Below are 1244 nucleotides of genomic sequence, written 5' to 3' on the forward strand. Positions count from 1 at the left end.
CCCCGGAGGTCTCCCGCTCCCCCCGCGTCCCGCTCTCCGGTCGAAAACGTCTCACCATGCGGAACCACGGTGACACGGGGCCCGCCCCCTCCGTACGATCGCGACCATGATGCGACAGGCGGATCTCACCAAGCGACGGGCTGTCGACCTTTGCCGCGTCGCCGCCATGCTCTGTCGCCGCGCCGTCTGACGGCCCCTCCCCGCGTCGCGTGCCGGCGCCCCACCACGGGCACGGCACCCCCGCGCCGCCGTGTCGCCGGGGCCGCGCGCCCGGACTCCACCCGCCCGGCTCCGCCCGGACCCCCGCACGGCCGTCACCGGCCCGGCCCGCCCGACCGGCCCGTCGTTTCCGCACGCACCCGCAGCATCATCAGTCGAAGGAGAGAGTCAGCATGAGCCGTAGTGACGTTCTGGTGGACGCCGACTGGGTCCAGGCCCACCTGGACGACCCGAAGGTCGTCGTCGTGGAGGTGGACGAGGACACCTCGGCCTATGACAAGAACCACATCCGGAACGCCATCCGGATCGACTGGAGGAAGGACCTCCAGGACCCGGTGCGCCGCGACTTCGTCGACCAGGAGGGCTTCGAGAAGCTGCTCTCCGCCAAGGGCATCGCCAACGACGACACCGTCGTCCTGTACGGCGGCAACAACAACTGGTTCGCCGCCTACGCCTACTGGTACTTCAAGCTCTACGGCCACGAGGACGTCCGCCTGCTCGACGGCGGTCGCAAGAAGTGGGAGCTGGACTCCCGCGACCTGGTCGCCGAGGTGGCCGAGCGCCCGGCCACCGAGTACCGGGCCAAGCCGCAGGACACCTCCATCCGCGCCTTCCGCGACGAGGTCGTGGCTGCCATCGGCGCCCAGAACCTGGTCGACGTGCGCTCCCCCGACGAGTTCTCCGGCAAGCTGCTCGCCCCGGCCCACCTGCCGCAGGAGCAGTCGCAGGTCGGCGGCCACATCCCGACCGCCCGCAACATCCCGTGGTCGAAGACCGCCAACGACGACGGCACCTTCCGTTCCGAGGAGGAGCTGACCGAGCTGTACCGCGAGGAGGGCGTGGACCTCGACGGCAAGGACACCATCGCCTACTGCCGCATCGGTGAGCGTTCCGCGCACACCTGGTTCGTGCTGCACGAGCTGCTCGGGCAGCAGAACGTGAAGAACTACGACGGTTCCTGGACCGAGTACGGCTCCCTGGTGGGCGTCCCGGTCGAGACCGGCCCGGCCAAGTGACATCCCGCC

General features: G+C 70.2%; 2 protein-coding genes. Both read left to right on the forward strand.

Annotation, left to right across the window (positions count from 1 at the left end):
• The first annotated feature begins 109 nt into the window (after positions 1 to 109).
• Entirely contained in the window at positions 110 to 190 is an 81-nt protein-coding gene (locus FNQ90_RS28730; RefSeq protein WP_368733333.1) for a putative leader peptide, read from the forward strand.
• A 202-nt stretch (positions 191 to 392) separates the two neighbouring features.
• A complete protein-coding gene (locus FNQ90_RS23740; RefSeq protein ID WP_143624912.1) occupies positions 393 to 1235 on the forward strand; it encodes a sulfurtransferase in 843 nt (280 codons plus the stop codon).
• The last annotated feature ends 9 nt before the right edge of the window (positions 1236 to 1244 follow it).

The sequence above is a fragment of the Streptomyces alkaliphilus genome (assembly GCF_014141535.1).
In the GTDB taxonomy this organism is placed as follows: Bacteria; Actinomycetota; Actinomycetes; order Streptomycetales; family Streptomycetaceae; genus Streptomyces; species Streptomyces alkaliphilus.